This window comes from Streptomyces sp. NPDC005263, assembly GCF_042872365.1.
Classification (GTDB): Bacteria; Actinomycetota; Actinomycetes; order Streptomycetales; family Streptomycetaceae; genus Streptomyces.
This window is the reverse complement of record NZ_JBIAKJ010000005.1, coordinates 470792-495997: the sequence shown is the minus strand read 5'-3', so window position 1 is coordinate 495997 and position 25206 is coordinate 470792. Positions and strand designations below refer to the sequence as shown.

Sequence of the window (25206 nt, the reverse complement as noted above, 5' to 3'; positions counted from 1 at the left end):
CGCCACGACCACGACCACGACCCCCACCGTGACCGAACCGGCGCCGTTCCACCGCCCATGCCCGCCGACGACCCACGATCGGAGCCCGAGCATGTCCCAAGTCCCCTCCCGACGCCGCGTGTTGAAGCTCGCCGCAGGGACCGCCGCCGCCACCCCGCTGGTGTACACGGCCACTCCGGCGCAGGCCGCCCCCACCGGCACAAACGCCGTCGAGGCACTCGCACGGGCCACCGCGGCCGAGCCACCCACACCGTCCACCTGGGCCGTGCGCCCCTTCGCCCTGGGCCAAGTCACCCTCGGCGACGGTGTCTTCCGCCGCAAGCGCGACCTGATGCTCGACTTCGCCAGGTCGTACCCCGCCGACCGCATCCTCGCCGTCTTCCGGGCCAACGCGGGGCTCGACACCCGAGGAGCCCGGCCGCCCGGCGGCTGGGAGACCTCCGACGGCAACCTGCGGGGCCACTTCGGCGGGCACTTCCTCACCTTGATCGCCCAGGCGTACGCCGACACCAGAGAGGCCGCCCTCAAGACGAAGCTCGACTACCTGGTCGGCGCGCTCGGCGAGTGCCAGCGGGCCCTGGCCGAGCACGGCTCACCGAAACCGAGCCACCCCGGCTTCCTGGCGGCGTACCCCGAGACCCAGTTCATCCTGCTGGAGAGCTACACGACATACCCCACCATCTGGGCGCCGTACTACACCTGCCACAAGATCATGCGCGGTCTCCTCGACGCGCACACCCTGGCCGGGAACGCCCAGGCCCTGACCATCGCCTCGGCGATGGGCGACTGGGTGCACAGCCGACTCGGCCGGCTGCCGAAGGCACAGCTGGAACGCATGTGGTCGATCTACATCGCCGGCGAGTACGGCGGCATGAACGAGGTACTGGCCGACCTGTACGCCCTCACCGGCAAGCAGGACCACCTCGCCGCCGCCCGCTGCTTCGACAACACCGCGCTGCTGGACGCCTGCGCCGAGGACACCGACATCCTCAACGGGCGCCACGCCAACCAGCACATCCCCCAATTCACCGGCTACCTGAGGCTGTTCGACCACACGGGGGAGGAGGAGTACGCCGCCGCGGCCCGCAACTTCTGGGGCATGGTCGTGGACCCCCGCATGTACAGCCTGGGCGGCACGGGCCAGGGCGAGATATTCAGGGCCCGAGGTGCCATCGCCGCCACGCTGGACGCCAACAACGCCGAGACTTGCGCCACGTACAACATGCTCAAGCTGAGCCGGCAACTGTTCTTCCACGAGCCCGACCCCGCCTACATGGACTACTACGAGCGGGGCCTGACCAACCACATCCTCGCCTCCCGGCGGGACGCCCCCAGCACGACCAGCCCGGAGGTGACGTACTTCGTGGGGATGGGCCCCGGGGTCGTGCGCGAGTACGACAACACCGGCACCTGCTGCGGCGGCACCGGCATGGAGAACCACACCAAGTACCAGGACTCGGTCTACTTCCGCTCCGCCGGCGGGGACGCCCTGTACGTCAACCTCTACCTCGCCTCGACCCTGCGGTGGCCGGAGCGCGGCCTCGTCATCGAGCAGGCGAGCACCTACCCGGCCGAGGGCGTGCGCACGCTGACGTTCCGTGAGGGCGGCGGACGGCTCGACCTGAAACTGCGGGTTCCGTCCTGGGCCACGGGAGGCTTCACCGTCACCGTCAACGGGGTCCGGCAGCCGGTCGAGGCGGTGCCCGGCAGCCATCTCACCCTGAGCAGGGACTGGCGGCGCGGTGACCGGGTGACGATCTCCGCTCCCTACCGCCTGCGCGTCGAGAGGGCGTTGGACGATCCCGCCGTCCAGTCGCTCTTCTACGGGCCGGTGCTGCTGGTCGCGCAGAGCGGGGAGACGACGTTCCGCTCGTTCTCCTTCTACCGGGACTTCACGCTCCGGGGCGATCTCGCCGACGCGATCGAGCCCGAGGGCCGGCCGTTGCACTTCACCACCCACGGCCTGACCCTCGCACCGTTCCACATCGCGGACGACACCCGCTACCACGCCTACTTCCGGCGCTCGGAACCCGTCGTCGTGTTCGGCGCGACCGACTCGGGAGTACCGAACCGGGCCCGCGGCGACGGCCTGACCTTCCTCGACGTGCTCTGGGCGCAGGCACCCTTCGCGACCTCCGGCCGTTTCGTCGCGGCGGTGCGCGCCCTCGCCGGCACATGGCTGTCCGAAGGGCGGTTCACACCCGCCGAACGGGACCGCGTGGTCGCGGCGGCGACCCGCGCGGACCTGCGGCGCTGAGGGGCCGGGGGCCCGACGGAACCCGCGGGGCCGCCGCGACCGGGGCGGCCGGGCCCCGCGGGCACCTGCCGACCGTGCATCGACGGTCAGACGGTGGCCCGTTGGCGTGTTATTCGGTGCGCAGGGCCGTTGCGGTTCGGGTCCTGGCGGCCCAGCCGGCGGGCAGGAGCGCACCCAGGGTGGCGATGAGCAGGCCGCCGAGTGCGAGCGGGAGCAGTTCGGGACCGTGGTAGACGGCGATGACGGACTCGGGGAGGCGCAGTCCCACGCTGTCGCCCATCGCGGGGAGGACCCAGCCGTGCAGGGCCATGCCGAGCGGAACGCCCAGCGCGCCCGCGACCAGTCCGGTCACCACGACCGAGGTGAGGACCATCGCGACGGTCTGCCGGGGGGTCATGCCGAGCGCCTTGTGGACACCGAGCTCCCGGACGCGCTCACGGGTGTCGAGCAGCACCCCGTTCAGCACGCCGAGCGCGGCGACGGCGACGAGCATCAGCGTGAGGATCGCGGACAGCGCGTTGAGCGTGACGACGATGTCGCCGCCCCCGTCGAGCCCGCCGACCTGAGCGGTGACCCCCAGGGGTGCCAGGTCCTTGTTCAACGCGTCGACGTAGCCGGGCACGTCGGTGCCCGACGTGACGGCGATGTGATGGCTCGTCTCCGTCAGGTCGGGATGTGCGGGCGTGAGGGCCGACGCGTCGGTGAAGACCTGCATGCCCTCGTTGCGGGGGTCGAGGACCTCACCGACGATGCGGACCGTGACCGGCTCGCCAAGGCCGTTCAGGGTGACGGTGTCGCCGACGCGGGTGCCGGTGGCGGCCAGGAAGGGAGTCGGAACCACGGCCTCGCCGGGCTTGCCGATCCAGCGGCCCGAGACCATCGTGTAGCCGCCCCAGGAGGCGTCGCCGGTGAAGGCGACCACGTCGATGGTGCCGGTCACGCCGGACACGGTCGCCCGTACCGTCGCCGCCCTGTAGTACCTCCCGGTTCCGGCGGCGGCCTCGACGGCCGCGGCGACCGCGGCGGGATCTGCCTCGGGCCGCTTCTCGGGGCCAGGATCTTGAGGGCCCCCCGGTCCGAAGTCCGGCAAGGGGGCGGGCACGACGACATCGGCCGCGTCGTGGGCCCTGGCCTTCATCACCTGGCCGAGCGAGGCGCCCAACCCCACGGTGAACGTGACGGCGGCGGCACCGAACAGGACCGCCGTGCCCATGGCCAGCGCGCGGCCGGGCCGCGCGAAGGGCCGGGCCAGGCCCAGGGCGACCGGCTGTGGCAACGGCAGCCGTCCGGCCAGCCGGGCCGCCCACCGGCCGCGCCCCGCCGAAGCGGTACGCCCGACGGCGAGCGCGTCGACCGTACGCAGCCGGCCTGCCCGCCAGGCACTCGCCCACGCGGTCGCCGCCACCAGGCCGAGCACCCCGGCGACCACCGCCAGATCGACCCAGGGGGCGACGCTCAGGGACGAGGTGCCGTAGACGTCTGCGGCCTCCGCCAGTACGGGGACGGCGAGCAGATGACCGGCGAGGACACCGAGGGCCGTACCGACGGCGGCCGGGATCAGCGCCTGGCCCACGTAGGCCCGCACGACCTGGGCCGGGGTGAAACCGACGGCCTTGAGGACGCCGATGCGGCGCGTTCCCGTGCCCACGGCCGACGCGACGACGTTGCCGACGATGAGCACCGACATGACCAGGCCCAGCGCGCCGAACGCCATGAGGAACGGCACGTAGAGGGCGGTGTCGCGCTCGGCGGTCTGCTTGGCGGTGAGCCATGACTGCTCCCCGACGGCCGTCCCCGGCGGCAGGGACCGGGTCACGGCCTTGCCGCCCGCGGTGATCCGCGCGGCGGTGCCCGCGTCGGTGAAGCGGTAGAGCATCTGGTAGCCGCCGCTGCCGGGCGCGGTGAGCGCCCGCATCTGGGAGGGAACCACCCAGGCGTCAGCGGTCCGCGTGACCGAGCGGGCCACCCCGACCACCGTCAGCGTCGGACCGCCGGACAGGTCCGGGAAGGTGATCTTCATGCCCATGGTCGGGAGGAGCGAGGAGTCGGCGGACAGCACGATCTCGCCGGGGTGCGTGGGCCACCGTCCGTCGAGCAGTGCCACCTCGTCCACGTCCCGCCCCGGATCGCCCCGGCCGACCACGGTCATCGGCCACCCGGGGCCCGGCCCGTCCGACCGCGGGGTGACTGTCGCCGTACGGAACGGCCCGGCCGCGGCGCTCACCTCTTCGGCGTCCGCGGACCTCGACAGCTGCCCGGCACTCACCTTGCCGGCGTCGAACTGCACGGACAGATGCGCGCCGTGCTGCCCCACGAAGGCGTCGTCGAAGGGCGCGCCGGACACCACGAGCAGTGTTCCGCCGAGGACGGAGGCGGCCACCGCCATCATCGTGGCGAGCCCGATCACCAGCGTCTGCACCCGGCGTCGTCCCACCCCCGAGCGCACCACCGTGCCGAGCGCGCTCATCGGACGGCCCCCGGGGCGACGGCCTGCGACCGGACGTCCTCGGTGATCCTGCCGTCGGCGATCCGGACCGTACGGTTCGTGCAGGAGTGGGCCAGAGCCAGATCGTGGGTGACCACGACGATGGTCTGGCCCTCGGCGTTGAGGTCGCTGAGCAGCCCGCTGACGTCCTGTCCGGCGGCCGTGTCCAGGGCCCCGGTCGGCTCGTCGGCCAGCAGCAGGGCGGGCCGGTTCATCAACGCCCGGGCCACCGCGACGCGTTGGCGCTCGCCGCCGGACAGCCGCCCCGGGTAGGCGCGGGCATGCCGACCGATGCCCAGCAGCTCCAGGAGTTCCGCGGCCCGGCGGTCCGTCTCGCCACGCGCCGTCCCCGCGAGGCGCGCGGGCAGGACGACATTGTCGGTGACGGTCAGATCGTCGAGCAGGTTGAAGAACTGGAAGACCATGCCGATCTTCGACCGCCGGTAGAGCGCAGATCCGGACTCGCCCAGCCGGTCCACCCGCACCCCGTCCACGGTGACGGTCCCCGCGTCGGGCCGGTCCAGGCCCGCGATCAGGTTGAGCAGCGTGGACTTGCCGCTGCCGGAAGGGCCGAGGACGGCGACCGCCTCGCCGGGCCGCACGGTCAGCGACGCCTCGTGCAGAGCGGGCGGGCCGTCGTCGTATCGGCGGCTCACCTCGCGCAGTTCGATCACCGGCACGGTCATGAAAGGCTCCTTGGCTACGGGCGGTTGGCTGCGTGAACGCTATGAGCGGGCCCGGCCCGCCCGCGTCCGCCGCTCGACCCCCTTGCGGTACCGCGCTGGGACGATCCCCGGGGACGTCATCCCTGCGATGTAGGCGGGTGATGTATCCGGTGCGCTGCGAATGACCACCGGGACGGACGCCGTGGGTCTGCGCGGCGGGGACAATGAACCGGTGATGGACGTACCTACGACGTCGGTGCGGCTGCGGGAGGCCGCCCGCCGGACGGTCCGCGACGCCCGGCTTCCCAGCGGCCCACCGCTGCGGCCCACCCGGCGCGCCTGGCAGTTCGACGCGCTGATGGCGCTGACCCTCGGGATCGCCACCGTCTACTACGGCATCGACAACGCCGGCAACGTCGTGCTGCGGGAGGTCGCACCCGGTGTGGAGGTGGCCGTCCCGCGCCCGTCCGGCCCCGGAGGACTGGCCTTCATGGTGACCCTCGCGGCCGTCGCCTCGGGTGCGGTGGCGCTGCGCCGCCGCTACCCGCTCGCCGTGCTGTGCGTCGTGACGGCCGCGACACTGGCGACACCGCACAGCGTGATGCGGCTGACCTTCTACGCGTTCGTCATCGCCGTCTACAGCGCCGCCGTGTACAGCCCCTACCGGGTGGCGACCCTGGCGGCGCTGCCGGTGTCGGTCGTTCTGGTCGGCACCTCGGGGAACTCGGTGACCCCGATCGTCCCCAACGAATACATCGCCCTGCTGATCCTGGTCCCGATGGCGGGGGCCGCCGTCGGCCTGCGTACCTGGAAACTGCGGACCGACGAGGGCCGCACCCGGCTCTCCGCGCTGGAACGCGAACAGACCGAGGCGCTGCGCCGGGCCGTGGATCACGAGCGGGCCAGGATCGCCCGCGAACTGCACGACGTCGTCACGCACAACGTCAGCGTGATGGTCATCCAGGCGGGCGCCGCCCGCAAGATCATGAAAACCTCCCCCGAGCAGGCCGGCGAGGCGCTGCTGGCCGTAGAGGCGGGCGGCCGGGCGGCCATGACCGAACTGCGCCACGTCATGGGACTGCTCACCATGGCCGACGACGAGGGTACGGACGGTGGAGACCTCGCCGACACGGCGGCGCAGCTGGCCCCGCAGCCCGGCCTGGATCAGCTGGAAACCCTGGTCGGACGGGTCCGCGGCACCGGACTGCCCGTCGACCTGACCGTGATCGGCCCGCCTCGCCCCCTCCCGCCCGGCCTCGAACTCGCGGCGTACCGCGTGGTCCAGGAAGCCCTGACCAACACCGTGAAGCACGCGCCCCGCGCCACCGCCGCCGTGACCGTCGATTACGGCCCGCAGCGGTTACGGGTGGAAGTCGTCGACACCGGTGGACACCCGGGTGCGGGTGCGGGTGCGGCAGCCGGAAGCGGCCGGGGCCTGATCGGCCTGCGCGAGCGCCTCGCCGTCCATGACGGAACGTTGACCACCGGGCGACGTCTGACCGGTGGCTACCGGGTGGAGGCCCTGATCCCCTTGGAGACACCGTGACCGAGCCGCTGCGTGTGCTCCTCGCCGACGACCAGACCCTGGTACGCACCGGATTCCGGTTGATCCTCGGCGCCGACGGCATCGACGTCGTCGCCGAGGCGACCAACGGAACCGAAGCGGTCGAAGCGGCCCGGCGCACACGTCCCGACGTGATCCTGATGGACGTCCGGATGCCCGAGACGGACGGCCTGGAGGCCACCCGCCGCATCCTCACCGGCGCCCCCGACGAACCCCGCGTCATCATCCTGACCACGTTCGACCTCGACCGGTACGTCTACGAGGCACTGTCCGCCGGGGCCAGCGGCTTCCTCCTCAAGGACGTCACCCCCGAGCATCTGACTGCGGCCGTCCGCACGGTCCGTACCGGCGACGCCCTCCTCGCGCCCGCCATCACACGGCGCCTCGTGGAGCGTTTTGCCGGAGGCGAACATCAGCGCGGTGCCGGAGGCGAACATCAGCGCGGTGCCGGAGGCGAACACCGACACAGCACCCCCCGCGGCGGCCACACCGCCCCCCTTCACCGCGACCTCGCCCCGCTCACCCCGCGCGAGCTGGAAGTCCTCGGTCTGCTCGCTCTGGGACTGAGCAACGCGGAACTCGCCACCCGCCTCCACCTGGCCGAGACGACCGTCAAGACACACGTCGCCCGCATCCTCGCCAAGCTCGGACTCCGTGACCGTGTCCAGGCCGTCATCGTCGCCTACGAGACCGGGCTGGTCAGCGCCGGAGCACGCGCGGCCGCCCAGCAGTCCACCGAGCAGAGGTAGTCGCCGAAGTGGTCGCGCCCGCAAGGGATGTGAGGCACGGATCTTGACCCTCGCCGGTTCCCGGGCTTAGCGTTCCCGCGTTCACGAAGGATTGAAACGATTCAATTCCACCGCTGGGGGCGACACATGCAGAACCACATCTCACGGCGTGGCGGGATATCACGGCGCACGGTCCTGGCCGCCTCGCTGGCCGCGGGCACCGTCACGGCCCTCGGAGCGACCGGCTCGCCGTCCGCCGCCGCCCTCCCCCTGACCGGCCGCCAGAACCTCACCGGCACCTGGTTCAGCACGCCCCCGCACTCCGTGCGCCCCAAGTTCCGCTGGTGGTGGCCGGACGGGCTGGTCGACCCGGCGGAGGTCGCCCGTGAGATCGACCAGATCGCGGACGCCGGTTTCGGCGGCGCCGAGATCGCCGCCGTCCACCACAGCATCAAGGACAAGGCCGTCCTGGACACCGCGCACCACGGCTGGGCCGGTACCCCCTGGCGCGACGGCGTCCAGGCCGCCCTGCGCCAAGCCGCCCGCCGCGGTCTGACCATCGACCTCACTCTCGGCCCCAGCTGGCCCGTCGCCGTCCCCGGCGTCACCCCCGACGACACCGCCGCCGCCCAGGAACTCGCCTACGGACGCGTCCCGGTGGCGGCGGGCGCCGGCTACCGGGGACCCGTTCCCGAGCCCGTGCACGAGGCCGCCTCCGGGGCCACCCGCCGCACCCTGCTCGCCGTGCAGGCCGCCCGCGTCGAGCCCGCCAACGGCACCCGCAAGGAGACCGGCCTCGACCTCGACAGCGTCCACGACCTCACCGCCACCGTCCGCGACGGGGCCCTGACCTGGACCGCCCCCGCCGACGGCGACTGGGTGCTGATCTCCTACTGGCAGCGCGGCACCGCCCAGCAGCCCGAGTCGGGCCCGCACTCCGCCCCGGCCGCCTACGTCGTCGACCACTTCAGCCCCGCCGGCACCGCCGCCGTCACCGACTTCTGGGAGCGGGCCGTGCTGACCGGCACCATGCGGCGGCTGCTCAAGGCGGCCGGCGGTGCCTTCTTCGAGGACTCGGTCGAGCTGGAGACCGACTCCCTGGTGTGGACCACCGCGCTGCCCGACGCCTTCGAACGACGCACGGGACGCCCCCTCCTGCCGTACCTGCCCGCCCTCGTCCTCGACAGGAGCAACCAGGTCTTCGCCTTCGAGGCTCAGCTCACCCGGCAGATCCGCCACGACTTCTGGGAGACCGTCTCCCATCTGTTCAACACCCACCACGTCACCGCCCTGCGGGACTGGGCGCACTCGCTCGGCATGTCACTGCGCGCCCAGCCCTACGGCCTGCAGACCGACGCCATCGCCTCCGCCGCGATCCTCGACATCTCCGAGGGCGAGTCGCTCGGCTTCAAGAACCTCGACGACTTCCGCTGCCTGGCCGGCGGACGGGACCTCGCAGGACACAGGGTGCTGTCCTGCGAAGCGGGCGCCTACAACGGCTCCGCGTACAGCACGACCTGGGACAGGTTCCTGCGCACCATGGGCGGCGCCTACGCGGCCGGAGTCAACCAGACGGTCGTGCACGGCTTCTCGTACGCCACCGCCCCCGGGGTGAGCTGGCCCGGCTTCGCCGCCTTCAGCCCGTACAACGGCGGGCCCGGGTACGGCGAGTCCTGGGGCCCAAGACAGCCGACCTGGCGGCACGTCCGGGACATCGCCGGCTACCTCGGCCGGGTGCACCAGGTTCTGCAGACCGGTACCCCGCGCGTCGACGTCGCCGTCTTCAGGCAGACCGGCTACACCGCCACCGGTATCGGCGCCTCCTGGTTCACCGCGACCGGCGTACCGCTCGGCTGGACCCACCAGTTCATCAGCCGCCCGCTCCTCGACCTGCCCGCGGCCCGCGTCGCCGGCGGACGCCTCGCTCCGGACGGCCCCGCCTACCAGGCCCTGTTCGTCGAGGGCGACTTCTTCTACGGCTCCACCCCGACCCTCGCCCTCACCGACGCCCGCAAGTTGCTGAAGCTGGCCCGGGCGGGACTCCCGATGGTCCTGCTCGGCGCCTTCGACCAGGCGCTCACCCCGGGCGTGCCCGGCCCGGACGAGACGGACCAGGTGCGTGACGTCCTCGCCCGGCTCCTCGCGCTGCCGCACGTCATCGCCGTCACCGACAAGGCCGCCGTCGGCGACGCCCTCACCGCCCTCGGCGTCACCTCGCACGTCCGCCACGCGACGCCGTCCACGCTCCTCAACGCCCACCGCGTCGACGGCGACACCGACTTCTACTACCTCTGCAACGGCAAGCACGCCGAGACCGTCAAGCCGCCCGTCACGACTGTCGACCACGACGTCACCCTGCGCCGCACCGGGCGCGGCGGCACCGTGCCCTACCGCCTCGACCCGTGGACCGGCGAAGTGACTCGCATGGGCCGCTACACGCGGGACGGCGACGACGTCACCGTCCGGGTCACCCTCGCCCCGGGCCAGGCGATGGTCGTCGCGCTCGGCCGCCCCGGCCTGTTCGGCGACCGCCATGGCGGCCACCCGCACGCCGTGGCCGGCGACGCCGACCGGGTCCTGTTCACCGACCGGGGCCTTGCCGTGCGCGTCGAGGCCGCCGGCACGTACACCACCCGGCTCTCCTCGGGCCGTACGGTGACCACCACCGTCCCCTCGGTCCCCGAGCCCGTCACCCCGGGACGCTGGCACCTCGACGTCGAGGACTGGCTCCCCGGAGCCGACCCGACCGGCACCGCCATCGTCCGCCGCACGCTCACCCTCGACGCCCTGCTGCCCTGGTCGCAGATCCCCGAACTGGCCGACTCCGCGGGCCTCGGCCGCTACCGGACCACCGTCGTCCTGGGCCCCGACTGGCCCTCGTCGTGCGGTGCGCTCCTCGAACTGGGGCAGGTCGGCGACACCTTCCGGGTCACCGTCAACGGCACCCGCCTGGCGCCGGCGGACCGGCTCCACCCGGTCGTCGACCTGGGCGGACACCTGCGGCGCGGCGACAACGTGATCGAGGTCGAGGTGGCGACCCCGCTCGTCAACCGCCTCCGGGCGGCCCAGCCGGCTGTCTTCGGCGCCGTCGCCCGCCAGGCGTACGGGCTCATGGGACCGGTCCGGCTGGTGCCGTACATCCAGCGGCCAGTGCGCTGACCGGCGCCCGCGAGCAGGTCAGGGCTTGATGCCCACCGCGGTCCACAGGCTGACCTCGGCGTCCGTGAGCGTCCGCGGGGCTTCGTCCCCGTCGGGCGCGTCCGGACGCCAGCGGTGGCCGACGGTGACCCCGGGGTCGAGGAGGGTGAGTCCGTCGAAGAAGCTCGCCACGTCGTCCCGCGAGCGGAACTGCACCGGCGTCCCGGCGGAGGTGTAGATGTCGGTGACCTTCTGCCAGGTGGCCGGGTCGAAGTCGGGCGTGCAGTGGCTGAGGGCCAGCGCGCTGCCCGACGGGAGGGCGTCCAGCAGCCGGCCGAGGATCCGGTGCGGTTCCTGGGCGTCGGTGACGAAGTGCATGAGGGCGTTCAGCGACAGGGCGACCGGCCGGCTCAGGTCCAGGACGTCGGACAACTCCGGGGCGTTGAGCAGCGCGTCGGGGTCGTTCACGTCCGCCTCGATGTACGTGGTGCGGCCCTGGGGGGTGCTGCGCATCAGGCGCTCGGCGTACTTGAGGACGAGCGGGTCGTTGTCGGCGTACACCACACGCGCGTCGGGGACCACGCTCTGCGCCACCTGGTGGAGGTTCGGCTCGGTGGGGATGCCGGTGCCGATGTCGAGCCACTGACGGATGCCGTGCTCCTGGGCCAGGACCCGGGTGGCGCGGTGCATGAAGGCCCGGTTCTCGCGGGCGCACACGAAGATGCCGGGGTAGACAGCGGCGACCGTCTCGGCCGCCTGCTTGTCGATGTCGAAGTGGTCCTTGCCGCCCAGGTAGTAGTCGTACATGCGGGCCGAGTGCGGCCTGCTGGTGTCTATGCCCCGTGCGGATCGGGTGTTGCTCATCCTGTCCCCTTCGAAGGTGTGCGTGGTGGATGCGGGGTGGGTCGGCGGCCGGGGCCGACGGGGTCGGTTCCCGCTCGCTGTTCGGTTCAGCGGGCCGTCAGATGGTCGGCGAGACCCCGCTTGATTCCCCGGACGAAGGCGCCGATCTCCTCCGGGGTGTAGATCAGCGCGGGGCCGGTGGGGTCGGTCGACTGGCGTAGCGCCACCCGGCCGTCGGCGAGTTGCTTGGTCTCCACGCACTGGCCCCCGTTGGGACCGCTCCAGGGGCACTCCCAGCCGTGCTCGCCGAGGTCGGAGGCGGGCATGCCGTTGTAGACACGGCCGTCGGCCATGGTCATGAGTACTCCTTGCGCATGCGGTTCAGCAGGGCCTTGCTCTCCGCTGAGGAGGTCAGCAGGGACATCCGGTTGTGCGCCTCGAGATGGGCCGAGACGTCGGAACGCTGGTCCAGGTACACGGAGGCGGACAGGATCTCGCTGTAGACGACGTCGGGCAGTTCGGGTTCCTCGAACCGGAAGTAGGTGAAGGGCGCGCACGCCCCGACATGCGCGCCCGCGGTGAACGGCACGACATCGACGCTGACATGGTCCAGCTCCGAGACCTCCAGGAGCCGGTCGATCTGCGCCCGCATGATCTCGGCGCCGCCCGCAACCCGGTGCAGGACGGCCTCCTCCATCACCACCCACAGCGTGGGCGCGTCGGGCTTCTCCAGCAGGCTCTGGCGGCGCAACCGCAGATCGACGCGCCGCTCCAGGTCCTCGTCGCTCTCGTTGGGGAACCCGCCGCGCAGCACGGCGCGCGCGTACCCGTACGTCTGCAGCAGCCCCGTCACGTACTGCGGCTCGTAGGTACGCAGGGTCCTGGCCCCGCTCTCCAGACTCACGTAGGCGGTGAACCAGCTCGGCACCACGTCGCGGTAGGCATGCCACCAGCCGGGCTCGTTGGCCCGCTCGGCCAGGTCGACGAACTCGTCGATCTCCTGCTGGTCGGCCCCGTAGGTCTGCAGCAGCTTCTCCACGTAGAGAGGCTTGAGGCCGACGTCCGCCTTTTCCAGACGGCGGATGGTCAACGACGTCACGCGCAGGGCTCTGGCCGCGTCGTCCAGGGACACCCCGGCGCCGAGCCGTCTCTCCTGGAGCCGTCGGCCCAGGATCATGCGGAGAACGGTCGGTGCGCTGGTGCCCGCGCCGGAACGAGCGTCGCTCACTCTGCGCCACCTCCTGATGCGTTGTCACTGCACGTAACCTGACGCTGACTTGATGACACGACCAGGCGGATACCGTCGCGCTGAAATTATCAGGGGGACGGTTGCAGTGTGAACTTGCCGCAGAGCATAGTTACTTCTGTGGCGATCCGGTCGACTGGGAGCGCGTCGCTGTCAACATAACGCGTCACCGCGCGGAGTTGGCATTTGTCGGCAATCCGGCCCTACCTGGCTGTTTTGGCGGGAACACCCCTCCCCGGCAGGTCCTGTCCCGGGCCCCGTCTCCCCACCGCGGCCCCCTGACGGAAGGCGACAAGCGTGTCCCCCCACACGACTTCCTCCCCCCAGCTCCTGGACGTCGCGAGCCCGGAGCGTACGCACTGGATCGAACTGCCCGCGCACCGCTCCAGCGTCTCGGCCGCCCGCCGTTCCGCGAACGCGCGCATGGACGACTGGCACCTGCCCGCCGAGATGACCGCGGAGGCGGTGCTGCTCGTGTCGGAGCTGGCCACCAACGCGGTGTGCCACACGCCCAGTGTGCGGATCCTGTGCGGGATCGGGCTCATCACGGACCAGTGTCTGCGGCTGGAGGTCCACGACCACGCCTACGCGGTCGACAGGCTGCCGCGCTGCGAACCGGGCCTCGAGGACGAGGGAGGCCGCGGTCTGTTCCTGGTCGAGGAGATCGCCCACACCTGGGGGATCGACCGATCCCGCCTCACCGGCGGCAACGCGGTGTGGGCGACCTTGCTCGTTCCTGACTCGACGTGACACCGACCGTCCTCACCGGACGGTCATGCTCGTGCCGAGGTCGGATCAGTGGGTGCCGATGGCGATGACGCCCACGGTCCTGGAAGCGGTGACGTTGTCGTAGACGACATCGCCGCCGGCCTTGTGCCAGATCTTCACACGGAAGCTGTCCGGGTCGTCGGTCGCGGTGACCCGGAAGCCGTAGCCGGCGGTGCCGCCGACCGTTCCGGAGCCCTGGTACACGGCCCGCGAGCCGGTGACCACGAGCCAGTCGGAGCCGGTGGAGCGGAACTTCAGCCGGGCCGGACCGAAGTCGAAGGTCACCCTTCCGATCGGGGCGACGGCTCCTGGCGTGTACGCCGCTGCGAAGGAGAAGGCGGCCTGGCCGGTCAGGGCGGGCTTCGCGGGGTAGGCGCCGGCCGGGGAGGTGAGGACGCCGACCCCGAGCGCGGGCCCGGCGGCGCGGTCGTACGCGATCACCTCGGGCAGGGTCCTGCCGGCCGAGTCCCCGTCGTCGTCGGTGACGGTGACCACGGGGCGACGGATGCCCGCCTCGGTGTAGGTGTGCTCGGCCCGGCAGCCGGTGGCGGTGACCGTGCCGGACCGCGGCCGGGTGCCGTCCTTCCAGTCGACCTCACAGGTGTGGGTGTCGTCCGCGCCCGCGTCGGTGAACTGGGCCGTGACGACGGTCCGCCCGCCGACCGGCACCGCGGACCGCGGACCCGTCGCCGAGGTGATGGCGGGCTTCGCGTTGGCGACCTCGACGGTCGCCGTGTCGCTGCCGCGGCCGCCGGTCAGGGTGACCTCGTAGGTGCCGTTGTCCGTACAGCTGATCGTGGTCCTGGCCATCCCCGGGTCGGCGAACGCGCAGGGCGCGCCCTTCTGGACCGACCACTTCGCGCTGCCCGCCCCGGACAGCGTGCCGTTCAGCGCGATCGCGTCGCCCTCGGTGCCGTCGGCGTCCGGTCCGGCGTGCACGACGGTGACCGGGTCGATGCCGGTGAGGGTGGGGACGACCTTCTTGATCAGGCCGTCGGCGTCGAACTCCAGCTTGTCGACGGTCGTTTCGCGGTGGGTGCCGTCGCCTGAGGGGATGGCGAAGCGGTGGTAGGCGATGTACCAGTCGTCGGTGTTCGGCACCTGGACGACCGAGTGGTGGCCGGGGCCCTTGATGCCGAGGGAGAGGTCCTTCTCCAGGATCACGCCCCGCTTGGTCCAGGGGCCGGTGGGGGAGGGGCCGGTGGCGTAGGCGACGCGGTAGTTCTCGTCCCGGGTGTCGTTCTCCGACCACATGAAGTAGTAGGTGCCCTTGCGCTTGATGACGAAGGTGCCCTCGTTGTAGCCGCTGGGCGTGATGTCCTTCATCTTCGTGAGGTCGAGGGAGGTCATGTCGTCGCCGAGCGGAGCCACGTACGCATGGCCGTTGCCCCAGTAGAGGTACGACTGTCCGTCGTCGTCGGTGAACACGGCCGGGTCGATCATCTGGCCGCTGTACTGGCCCGCCTTGAGCAGCGGCTTGCCCAGGGCGTCCTTGAACGGGCCCGTCGGTGAGTCGGAGACCGCGACACCGATGTTCGCGTCGGCGCAGAAGTAGAAGTAGTACTTCCCGTCCTTCTCGGCGATCGTCGGCGCCCAGGCCCTGCTGTCGGCCCAGGAGACGTCCGGCCCGAGGTCGAGGATGACGCCGTGGTCCTTCCAGTGGACCAGGTCGGTGGAGGAGTACGCCTTGAACTGCGTGCCGCTCCAGCCCTCGAAGCCGTCGGTGGTCGGATACAGGTAGAAGGTGTCGCCGAAGCGGACGATGTTCGGGTCGGCGTTGAGCCCCGGCAGGACCGGGCTCTTCATGACGAGCGCGGTCACCGTCCAGCTGCGCTGCTTCCCGTCGGAGCCGGTCACCCGGTACGTCACCGGCTTCGTGAAGTCGTGGACGCTGCCGGAGGCGGGGCTGATCGCCGCGCCCTTCGCGAGGGTGAACTCGGGGGCCAGGGTGGTGAGATCGGTGCCCTCCTTCATCGGCAGCGTGATGGTGCTGTCCGCGTTGTCGATGATCGCGTCGACCTTCAGCGCCGGGTGCGTGGCCCTGGCGATGCCGGCGGTGTTGCCGCTGAGCTCCATGACGTCCGCGGCCGACAGTGCCCGGTCGTAGACGCGGAAGTCGTCGACCTCGCCGCCGAAGTACGGGTCGGCCGCGTACAGGGACCTGCCGATGTAGCCGCTGTAGTCCTTGGTGGCGTCGTACAGCTCGGACGGCTTGGTGGTGACACCGGTCGCCCGGGCGGCCTCGACGCCGTCGACGTAGAGGACCATCGTGCGTGTGGGGCCGTCCAGGGTCACCGTGACGTGCCGCCACTCGCCGGGCGTCAGTCGCGAACCGGCCGTCAGTTTCGACTCGGCCGACCAACTCGCCTTCGTGATGGCCGAGTACAGGCTGGAGCCTCCGTTGGAGGGGGTGGCGAAGAGGTACTTGTCGCTGTCCGGACCGAGCCCGAACAGCCACTGGAAGTTGTCGCCGCCCTTCCACTTGGCGTAGGTCGACACGGTCACGCTGTCGGCGTTCTTCAGCACCCCGTTCGGGATCTTCACGTAGGGGGACGTGGCGGAGTCGCCGGACATCTTGAACGAGCCGCCGTTCACGCCGGTGCCGAAGTCGGGCGTACGGACGTAGGTGCCGTGGTAACCGTGGCCGCTGGAGTCGCGGGCGATGGTGCCGCCGGTCTCGTCGAAGCCGTAGTGCAGGACGAGGCCGGCGGGGATGTCCGGGCCTTCCTCGGAGACGGTCACCTCGGCACGCACGGGGAGCGCGGTGCCGCCGGGCAGGCTGCCGGTCACCGTGAAGGTGCCGGTCTGCGCGTACCGCGACGCCGGGATGTCCTCCCAGGTCACCGCCACGGGACGCTTGACGCCGTCGGCGTACTCGGCGATCACGGTGGCCGGCAGGACAGGGGCCTCGCCGACTCGGGTCTTCACCGCGACGTCCTCGACACTCTTGACCACCTGGTCCGGCTGGTAGGCGCCCAGCAGCCGGTCGTACTCGGCCTGGGTGACCGGGAGGACGGTGCCGTGGCGCGGCTTGGCCGGCAGGTCGTAGCCGGTGGACGGGGTCCATTTGCCGGAGGCGAGGTCCGTCGTCTCGAACGGGAGGTAGCCGCGGCCGCCGAACTCGTCGAGGAAGGCGTACCACTTCTCCTCGGTGTTGGACTTGAACACCAGCGGGCCCTCGGCCGCGTTCATCGCGCCCTTGCCGATGCCCTCGGCGACCGGGTCCCAGGACGGGTTCAGGATCGAGTCGCTCTTCTCCTCGAAGATGAACTTGCTGTTCGGGGTGGAGGAGGTGTTGTTGCGCTCGTCCTTCGACAGCCGGAAGTACGTCCCGTCGTGCTGGATCATGGTCGAGTCGATGACCGAGTAGCCCCGGTCGATCCAGACCTTGGGCTCGCTGAAGGTGTAGAAGTCGCGGGTGGTCGCGTACATCATGCGGTTGTACGTGTCGCCGGAGTGCGTGGCGTTGTCGTACAGCTTCGACGCCCAGAAGACCACGTACTCGCCGCGCTCGGCGTCGTAGAACGCCTCCGGCGCCCAGGTGTTGCCCGCGCTGTCCGGTGAGACCTTGACCAGCCGCTGGTCGGTCCAGTGCACCAGGTCGGTGGACTCCCAGACCATGAGGGACTTGCTGCCGGTGCGCTGGGAGGCGTCCCAGTCGCCGTTGCCGTAGATCCTGAGGTCGGTGGCTATCTGGTAGAACTTGTCGCCCTCGGGGGAGCGGATGATGAACGGGTCGCGCAGGCCCTTCTCGCCGAGGGTGGACGTCAGGACCGGCTTGCCGTCGTTCAACTCCCGCCACTTCAGCGGATCGTTGCCTTTGCTGAGGGCCGAGTAGAGCTGCTCGCCGTCCGAGGTGCCCTCGCCGGTGAAGTAGCTGAACATGTAGCCCTTGAGGGCTTCCTTGACGGGGAGCTGCGGGACCGTGGCGGTGAGGACGCGGGTCGCCCTCGCCTCGCCCTTGGTGACGGTGGCGGTCAGCTGGACCGTGGTGGGGCCCTCGCCGTGCGCGGGGCGGCGGACCACGCCGTCGGCGGAGACGACGTCCGGCTTCGCGGAGGACCAGGTGACCTTCGTGCCGTAGGAACCGGTCGCCGGGAGGGTCAGGTTGCCGCGGGCGTCGTCGAGGTTGTGGACGGCGAGTGCCTCGGCGGCCTGTCGGGTGGCCGTCTCGTCGTCGAACGCGGGCCGGACCGTGACGTCGAAGGTCCTGGTGTCGCTCACCGTGCCCTTCCTGAGGGTCGCCGTGAGCGTGGCGTGAGCGTCCGGTTCGCCGGCGGCGGGGCGGGTGACCGCGCCGGCGGCGGAGACGACGTCCGGGTTGTCGCTCGCCCAGCTGATGGTGGAACCGCCGGCGGTGCCGGTCTTCGGCAGGTCCAGGTCGGCCGTCACGGCGCTGGTGTCGCCGAGGCTCAGCGCGGCCTTGTCGTCGGCGACGCCCTGAGTGGCGACACGGAGGGCGAGTTGTCCGACCTCGGATCCGGTCAGTGCCCGGTCGTACACCCGGAAGTCGCGGATCCGGCCCTTGAAGAGCTGGTCGCCCGAGTACACGGACCTGCCGATGTAGTTGGCGGTGGTGGTGCCGGACCCGATGGCGCCGGGGGTGATGGTGACCGACGTGTTGCGGCCGACCTCGACGCCGTCCTCGTAGAGCACTCCCGTGCCGCCGGTCTGGGTGTATGTGAGGTGCTTCCACACCGCGCGCGTCAGATTGTGGCCGTCGGCGGGCTTGGTGGTCTGTTCCGTCGACCAGTTGCCGGTCGCCACGGAGGTCCGCAGGCCGTTGCCCGTGGTGAACAGGTAGCCGTTCCCGTTACCGCCACTGGAGTTGCCGAAGCCGTAGAGGAAGTACGGCGTTCTCTGGGCGGAGTCGATCAGTACGTCCGTCGAGACGGTGATCGCGTCCATGCCCTTCATGACATCGTCAGGCACCTTGACGTAGGTGTCCGACCCGTTGAAGGCGAGCCCCTGGCCGGTGCCGGACCAGTCGGCGGTGCCGCTCACCGTGCCGTCGCGGCCGTTGCCGGAGGCGTCGGCGACGGTGTCGCCGGAGGCCGCGTCGAGTTTGTACCAGAGCGCCAGCCCGTCGGTGAGGTCCGCGGCCTGCGCCGCCTGCGCCGGTACGGCCGCCTGTGCGGGGGCGGCGGGCGCGGTGAGGCCCAGGAACAGCGACGCGGTGGTCAGGCCGGCGATCCGGCCCGCCCAGCGTCTCGCGCGGCCGCGCGGACGTGCGGTGTACGTCATGTGGGGTTTCCCTGCTGAGGCATGGCTGATGGCGAAAGGACAGGAGAAAAGGGGGGAGCGGGCCGGCGACGGGAGCCTGGTCGTGGGCACCGGGTTCGTTGCGGCTGTGTGACGTCGTGTTGCGAGAGTGTCAATCGGGGTGCGGTGCGGCGTCAAGAGTTTCGAACGAAGTTCGACCAGTCGAACGGGTTGGGATTCCGCCTCCCAACGACCGCCGCCCAACGCCGGGTTGGGGACGGGGGCGCCGGCATTCGCTCCCCGTCCCGCGCCCTGCCTCAGCTTCGTACGACGTCGATCCGGTACGTCCCGGTCCGTGACCCGTCCTCACTGGTCACGGTGACGACGGCCCGGGTCCGACGGGGCTCCCGGGTCGTCTCGACCGAGACGGTCGCGTACGGATCGCGCGCGACCGCCGTGACCACGGCCCGGCCGGGCTCGGCGGTGACGACCCGGTAGTCGTGCGTGCCGGGATCGAACGACGCGACCGGAACCCCCGCCACCTCGACGGACGCGGCGGCGGCGTCCGAGGAGACCCCGGGCGTCCTTGCGTACAACTCGATCTCGCTCATGGTGATGTAGCCGCCCGGGCGGGCGGTCATGACCACCCGCACCCCGTTCGCGGGTCCCGCGGTCACCGGGACGTCGACCACCGGCGAGCCCTCGGTACCCACCTCGATGTCACCGCTCGCGTCGACCCACGCCCCGTCGGCGGCGCCCCGCACCTGCACTTTCAGGCTCGCGGGGAAGGACGCGGTGTTCCCGTCCCGGAAGAAGCGCGCCACGACCCGGGTCAGGTCGCGGTCCTTCGGCAGCGTGAAGGTGACGGTGTCGGACGGGTTCTTGGTGGTGCCCGGCTTCCAGTTGGACCAGGCCTTCTCGGACAGGTTCCCGTCACGCAGGCCCTCGGCGGAGTAGCCGCTCTCGGTGAACGTGGCCGCGACCGAGACGTCCTCGTCCGGCGCGATGTTGGTCTGCGCCGGTGGTGTGACCTGCACCCGCACGGTCGCGTCGACGGTGCCGCCGTCGACCACCCGTGCCACGCCGCGCAGCGTCACCACACCTGGCGTGTCGAACGCCCCGGCCGGCGCGGGATCCCAGGTCACCGGAAGATCGGTGCGGCCGCCGTGCCGGCCGACACCGACGACCGTGGTCGGCAACTCCGGCCTGCCGCCCGGGTAGGTCTTGGCGCGGCCGGGGAGGGTCGAGCCGACGGTGTCCACCGTGACCACCGCCGTCGCGCGGACCGACCGCCCGAGCGGATCGGTGGCGCGGCCCGTGACGCGTACCGTTCCCGGATCACGCCACCTCCGGTCCGGCGGCACGTTCCACACCACGGGCAGCGAGCCGCGGCTGCCGTCCCGGTACACCGGTGTCACCGTCCCCGGGAGCTTCGGCGCCAGGCCGGGCACGGTGAACGCGTCGGCCGGTTCGGTGCGCAGCACCGTCTCGTCCCGCACGCCCCAGCGCTGGTTCGCCGCGGAGGTCGGGGTGTACGTGGACACCTTGGCGCCGTCCGTCGAGGACTGCCCGGTGACGTCGAGAAGGCGGCCCGTGGCGACGTTGACGAAGGTCCAGCTGCCGTCACCGGTCGTCGACATGATCCACTGCGCTGCCTCACCGGCCCGGGTGCCGCCCGGGTCCTCCAGGACGGCCTGGTTGTCGCGCACCGTGAGGCGCTTGCCGTTGGTGGCGCTGGTCAGGGCGTAGCGCTCACGGTTGTCGGTACCGGGCGTCAACTGCCGTACGGACCACAGTTGTTCGGGGTCGTCGGGGTCGGTCGTGCGGATGACGACCCCGCTGCCGTCGTCCGACGGCGCCAACGACTTCCCGCTCTGCGTCCCCTGCAGCCGGTAGACATGGCCGGTCCGGACGAGCGGGGCGTCCTTGGCGACACCGCTGACTCCGTCGACCAGGAAGGTGGTGACCGACCTCGCGGGGACGACGAGCGTGGCCGAGCGGTCGGTGACCCTGACCGGCCTGCCGCGTACAAGGGCACCGCCGTCGCTGGTCACCACGGGGGTGACGGTGGCCCCGGGTGCGATCGTGCCGAAGCGCGAGAGGTCGAGGGTCACGGAACGCGCGGACGTACCGCTGTTCACATGCACGACGCTCGCGGCACGGCCGGACTTGCGCACCGCCGCGACGCTGGACGGGTCGTCGACCTTCACGAAGTGATCGCCGGGACGGATGTAGTGGGTGAAGTTGCGGATGGTGTGGAACTTCGAGTTGGCCCGGATCGGGCAGCTCTCCAGGGTGTCCCCGGCCGTGCAATTGAACGGGACGTGGATGCTGCCCCAGTTCTTTCCGGCCGCCGCCTGCGGGATGGCGTCCTCGACGGGTTGCCAGAACACCCAGGCGGAGGGCTCCAGTTCGCGCATGTCGTCCACCATCCGGCCGGCGATCCCGAGGCCGGGGTCCATCCCGGTGAAGTCGGTGCCGGTGCCCCAGGTGCCCTCCACCTCGCTCATCCAGAGCTTCTTGTCCGCGCCCTTGGCGATGTCCCGGGCGCTGGTGCGCATCCCCGTGCCGTAGGTGTGCACGTTCAGCTGGTCGACGGCGGCTCGCGCCGACTCGCCGTAGGCGTTCCAGTTCTGGGTGAAGATGCCCGGGTTGGTCTCGTCCATCGCGGAGACCCGCGCGCCGGTCTTCGCCCTGGCGAGCGCGCGGTCCAGAGCGAGGACCACCTTCTGCTGGAGCTCGGGTCCGGCGTGCGCGCCTTCCTGACGTCCGCCCGTGGGCTGACCGTCGGCTCCCAACTGGGTGCCCCAGTAGGAGGTGTTGGGCTCGTTCAGCGGGTCGATCGTGTCGAACCTGATGTGGTGGGCCTGCTCCAGATGCTCACTCGCCCGCACCAGGTAGGCGGCGAAGTCGTCGACGCGGTCCGCGCGGATCTGATCGGTGCCGGCGTCGAAGCCGCCCGAGACGTATCCGCTGACCGTCTGGAACCAGGGCGGTGAGTTGCTGAACGCCTCCCAGCGGGTGACCTTCTTCTTGATCTGATCGACCCACCAGCGCTGGCCCGCGTCGGCGTCCCAGTTCCAGTGGTCCGGGTTGTTCGGATCCCACCAGTCCGTGTCCTGCCGGGTGGTCCCCTCGGGGGCCTTCCAGAAGCCCTCCATGGTCGCGCCGGCCTTCATGTAGTCCTTGCGCACATCGGGCGCGTTACCGCCGCCGATGTTGTAGCGGGCGATGTTGAGCCGGAGCCCATCCTCACCGAACAGCATGTCGACCAGCTGTCTTCGGATGGGCTCCGGATAGCCGCCGGTGGCGTTGGCGAACCAGACGAGGCTCGTCCCCCATCCCTCGAACTCCTGCTGCCGGTAGGACGGGTCGATCCGCACCGTGACCGCGCTCGGCGTCGGCGTGTCCGCGACGGCGGCGGGGGCGGTGACGAGACCCGCGCCGAGCACCAGGGGGATGGTGGGCGCCAACGCCCGGGCGATGCGATGTCGGTTGAACACGGAACTCCCTTCCATGACACGGCAATTCACAGAACCGACCAGAATCAATCGGGTTCACAGCATGCTTGACCCCAGTAATGAACACGTCAAGACAGCGGGCGTCCTTGGTCGTACGGCGGGTCACGGCCCGCACGCGAACCAGCGGCCGGCGGGCACCCGCCCGCCGACCGCTGGGTGAAGGCCGATCCGTGAGGGACTACGGCCGGCCGACGACCCGGCCCAGTTCGATCCGGTCGATGTCCGGTGCCCACCCGCTCGCGTTGCCGAACGTCACGCGGTTGGCGCCCTTGCGCAGGTCGACGGGCACGCCCAGGGTCCAGTAGTCGTTCACGCTCCAGGTGTTCTTGAAGGTGACCTTCCTGGGCGCGGCGCTTCCCACCCTGACGTCCGCGGTACGGGACATGATGTCCGTGTTGTAGGCGTGACCGTTGTCGCGCCGGTCGTTGTGCGCGTAGTGGACCACCAGCAGATAGCGGCCGGAGTGAGGTGCGCGCACCGTGAACTCGGCGGTGCTGTCGGCGCTGTTGCCGAGCTGCCCGATGTACGACCCGGCGGAGGCGTACGGGGAGTCCACGAGCTTCGCGCCGCCCGCCAGGGTGGCCGAGGCACCCTCGTAGGAGAGCGTGCCGGAGGCCGAGCCGTCGCCCGAGACGTCGAGGGAGCGGACGGAGGCGTGTCCGGCGGACGCCGCGACGCGGTTGTTGCCCGCGACCAGATACAGCCGCAGGGGCCGGCCGGGGGCCGCTGTCACCCGCTCACCGTGCAGGGTGAGCCGCACCGCCGCCGAGGCCCGCGACACCACCGTGTAGTAGCCGTCACGCGGCGCGTACACGTCGAACACCGCCGTGTCCCCGTCGCGCAGGACGAGCGCGCCGGTACCCACCCCGGCCGACGAGGAGTAGTCGTACGACGGTTTCCCGTCGATGTCCGCCAGGGTGGCCTCGTACGCGGCGGACGGAGCGCCCGTGCGCGCGGTCAGGTCGACGCGGTCGAGGGTGACTTCGGCGTCGCCCCTGGCGAGCGACAGCACATGGGGGCCTGCCGCGAGGCGGACCGTCAGGTCCTTCTTCGCCCGGTAGGTCCAGTTCTCCGTGGAGGGGTAGGTGACCGTGACCGGGGACGCGCCGTCGACCGACAGCTTCTGGGTCGCGGGGGCCCCGGACTGGTTGCCGTAGAGGACCGCCAGGTCGTAGGTCCCGTCCCTGGGCACGGTGACGGAGAAGTCGACCTTGCTGGAGGGCTGGTTCAACGAGCCGACGTCCTTCGTCCCGGACGCCGCGTAGCCGTTGGCGTTGCTGACCGTGCCCTGGGTGCGGACCTCCCCGCCGGTGACGGCCGCGTCCTCCGCCTCGTACGAGGCGGACCAGGGGACGGAGGCGGCGGACGGGGACCCGGAGCCGCCGGGGGTGAGGACGATGCGGTACGCGGACATCTTGTGCATGCCGCGCAGCGGGACGGTCACCGAACCGTCCGCCGCCACCTCGACCTTCGTCCGCGCCAGGACGCGCGGCGTCGCGTGCTGCCCCTCGTAACCGGACCAGGCGGCCTCGGCGACGGTCGCGGTGACCGTGTGGCCGAAGACGGACCGGGAGACGTTCTCGACGACGACGTCCGAATCACCGGCGGAGCCGCCGAGCAGCACCTGGGCCTGGCGGCGCGAGGTGTCGAGGGAGGCGAGGCCCTGGAGGGTGTCGATGGTGTCGGCCCGCGGCGGGGTCACCTTGACGGTGTCGCCGGTGAGGCCCGCGTACCAGCGGAAGAACCACCAGCCGCCGTTGGGGATGTTCGACCGCACCACGTTGCCGTCCATGTTGCCGGCGGCGTCCCAGTAGGCCTGGTTGGCGTACACCTTGTTCCGCTCGAACATCGAGACCCACTGCACGAGCTGCCCCGGCACGGACAGGTCGCGGCGGTTGGCGTACTCATCGATGTTGATCTTGAGTGGTGCGATGCCCAGATTCCGTTCGATCGAACGGTAATTGTTGTAGTGGCTCTGGAAGTCCCGCAGTGAACCGGAGCCCAGCTCGTGCCAGGTCATCACCTGGGGCAGCACGTTCTCGCGCTTCGCGAAGGCGAGGAAGTCCGTCAACAGCCGCGTGTGGTAACCGGCTTCGTTCGGGCCGGCGATCCTCGCGTCGGGATCGATCGCCCGGATGCGCTGGTACACCGTCTTCCAGTCCTTGAAGAACCGGTCCCGGTTGACCTCGTACCGCGCCTGGTCGGAGACGCCGAGCTGGTACCAGATCTGGTCCGGCTCGTTGAACGGTATGTAGACGAAACGATCACTGTTCGGGTCGGCCGCCACCTGTTTGGCGATCTTGTCGACCTTGGGCAGGTAGTCGTCGATGCCGAGGTCCTCGTAGGGCCACTTGGCGTAGATGTCCTGCATCATGACGTTGATCTCGCCGCCGCCGTTGCGGAAGAACGACGAGGACACGGACAGCGCGTCACCGTTGGGGTGCTGGGCCCCGCCCTCCGGCTTCTGCGAGACGCTGGTGATCTTCAGCGGGGCAAGGGCCGCGTCGCTGGGCACCCCGTCGTCGCTGAGTCCGTACAACGCCCCGTTGGCGCCCCGCATCACCGGGCCCTCGGAGGCACCGAGGTCGACGGTGAGGCGCTGCGGTTCGGCGACGGCCGCGGCGGGTGCGGCGGCGGGAAGGGCGCCCGCCATGGCTGCCGCACCCAGGACGGCGGTGAGGAGGGCGGTTCTCGTACGGGACCTGGCACGCGCTCTGGTACGGATGGTCGTGCGGGTGGGGGCGATCACGCTGTTGGACCTCCGGTCACTTGACGGTTCCACTGGTGAT

13 protein-coding genes are annotated in these 25206 nt (G+C 71.1%); 5 read left to right on the top strand and 8 right to left on the bottom strand.

The annotated features are described in order from the left end of the window. Nucleotides 1-91 precede the first annotated feature (91 nt). Nucleotides 92-2257, top strand: a complete 2166-nt coding sequence (locus ACFYRY_RS24740; protein WP_389149531.1) for a glycoside hydrolase family 127 protein — start codon at nt 92-94, stop codon at nt 2255-2257. Between the two features lie 109 nt (nt 2258-2366). Here the strand turns inward: ACFYRY_RS24740 and ACFYRY_RS24735 are convergent, their stop codons facing one another. Then, the gene (locus tag ACFYRY_RS24735) at nt 2367-4724 is read right to left on the bottom strand and encodes an ABC transporter permease (RefSeq protein WP_389149528.1); all 2358 of its coding nucleotides are present in this window, start codon (nt 4722-4724) and stop codon (nt 2367-2369) included. After that, entirely contained in the window at nt 4721-5428 is a 708-nt protein-coding gene (locus tag ACFYRY_RS24730) for an ABC transporter ATP-binding protein (RefSeq protein WP_389149525.1), read from the bottom strand. Before ACFYRY_RS24730 ends, ACFYRY_RS24735 begins: the two co-directional genes overlap by 4 nt. A gap of 214 nt (nt 5429-5642) precedes the next feature. Between ACFYRY_RS24730 and ACFYRY_RS24725 the strand changes: the two genes are divergently transcribed. From ACFYRY_RS24725 to ACFYRY_RS24715, 3 genes are all read left to right on the top strand, one after another. Next, nucleotides 5643-6953: a sensor histidine kinase gene (locus ACFYRY_RS24725; RefSeq protein ID WP_389150266.1), complete on the top strand. Its 1311-nt coding sequence runs from the start codon at nt 5643-5645 to the stop codon at nt 6951-6953. Continuing rightward, nucleotides 6950-7720, top strand: a complete 771-nt coding sequence (locus ACFYRY_RS24720; RefSeq protein WP_389149522.1) for a response regulator — start codon at nt 6950-6952, stop codon at nt 7718-7720. The genes ACFYRY_RS24725 and ACFYRY_RS24720 overlap by 4 nt, the downstream gene beginning before the upstream one ends. Nucleotides 7721-7846: 126 nt before the next feature. Then, complete coding sequence (locus ACFYRY_RS24715) at nt 7847-10858, top strand: glycosyl hydrolase (RefSeq protein ID WP_389149519.1); 3012 nt, start codon at nt 7847-7849, stop codon at nt 10856-10858. Nucleotides 10859-10876: 18 nt separating this feature from the next. On the opposite strand, the gene ACFYRY_RS24710 is transcribed toward ACFYRY_RS24715, so the two are convergent. From ACFYRY_RS24710 to ACFYRY_RS24700, 3 genes are all read right to left on the bottom strand, one after another. Beyond that, nucleotides 10877-11701, bottom strand: a complete 825-nt coding sequence (locus tag ACFYRY_RS24710; RefSeq protein WP_389149516.1) for an SAM-dependent methyltransferase — start codon at nt 11699-11701, stop codon at nt 10877-10879. An 86-nt stretch (nt 11702-11787) separates the two neighbouring features. Beyond that, complete coding sequence (locus tag ACFYRY_RS24705; RefSeq protein ID WP_389149513.1) at nt 11788-12039, bottom strand: DUF397 domain-containing protein; 252 nt, start codon at nt 12037-12039, stop codon at nt 11788-11790. After that, the gene (locus ACFYRY_RS24700; protein WP_389149510.1) at nt 12036-12908 is read right to left on the bottom strand and encodes a helix-turn-helix domain-containing protein; all 873 of its coding nucleotides are present in this window, start codon (nt 12906-12908) and stop codon (nt 12036-12038) included. Before ACFYRY_RS24700 ends, ACFYRY_RS24705 begins: the two co-directional genes overlap by 4 nt. A 315-nt stretch (nt 12909-13223) precedes the next feature. On the opposite strand from ACFYRY_RS24700, the gene ACFYRY_RS24695 reads away from it, so the two are divergent. Next, nucleotides 13224-13676 carry an ATP-binding protein gene (locus tag ACFYRY_RS24695; RefSeq protein WP_389149507.1) on the top strand — a complete coding sequence of 151 codons (453 nt, stop codon included), beginning with the start codon at nt 13224-13226 and terminating at the stop codon, nt 13674-13676. Nucleotides 13677-13721: 45 nt separating this feature from the next. Here ACFYRY_RS24695 and ACFYRY_RS24690 read toward each other — a convergent pair whose 3' ends face one another. The 3 genes from ACFYRY_RS24690 to ACFYRY_RS24680 form a co-directional block, all read right to left on the bottom strand. Continuing rightward, the gene (locus ACFYRY_RS24690) at nt 13722-18938 is read right to left on the bottom strand and encodes a family 43 glycosylhydrolase (RefSeq protein WP_389149504.1); all 5217 of its coding nucleotides are present in this window, start codon (nt 18936-18938) and stop codon (nt 13722-13724) included. 275 nt (nt 18939-19213) lie between these two features. After that, the gene (locus ACFYRY_RS24685) at nt 19214-22414 is read right to left on the bottom strand and encodes a glycoside hydrolase (RefSeq protein ID WP_389149501.1); all 3201 of its coding nucleotides are present in this window, start codon (nt 22412-22414) and stop codon (nt 19214-19216) included. Between the two features lie 181 nt (nt 22415-22595). Next, nucleotides 22596-25070 (bottom strand): CBM35 domain-containing protein, encoded by a 2475-nt coding sequence (locus ACFYRY_RS24680; protein WP_389150263.1) that lies wholly within the window; start codon nt 25068-25070, stop codon nt 22596-22598. Nucleotides 25071-25206 lie beyond the last annotated feature (136 nt).